Origin of the sequence: Flavobacterium sp. XGLA_31, assembly GCF_051547105.1 — a bacterium.
Taxonomy (GTDB): domain Bacteria; phylum Bacteroidota; class Bacteroidia; order Flavobacteriales; family Flavobacteriaceae; genus Flavobacterium.
On the sequence record NZ_JBPTTM010000027.1, the window covers coordinates 1 to 344 of the forward strand.

At 45.3% G+C, this 344-nt stretch carries 1 protein-coding gene; it reads left to right on the forward strand.

The window, feature by feature from the left end; all coding sequences use genetic code 11:
• On the forward strand, positions 1–344 hold a 344-nt coding region (locus tag ACSVH6_RS13605; RefSeq protein ID WP_438079409.1), incomplete at both ends, for an HYR-like domain-containing protein.

The following is a 344-nucleotide window of genomic DNA, read 5'->3' on the forward strand; positions in this document are numbered from 1 at the left end:
TGGTAATACTTCTGCTGTGTTTACTCAGGTAATCACTGTTCAGGATACTACGGCCCCTACTTGGTCTACTGCTGCCGGTACTCTTGATGCTACTGTAGAATGTAGTGATGCGGCTGCTTTAGCAACGGCTCAAGCTGCTTTCCCTATTGCTTCTGACTTATGTGATGCTGATGTTACCAACATTGTAAAAACTTCAGGTGAGTTTGTAGCTAACGAAGGATGTGCTAATGCCGGTACTTATACCAACACTTGGACTGTAGCTGATGCATGCGGTAATACTTCTGCTGTGTTTACTCAGGTAATCACCGTTCAGGATACTACCGCTCCTACTTGGACTACTGCTG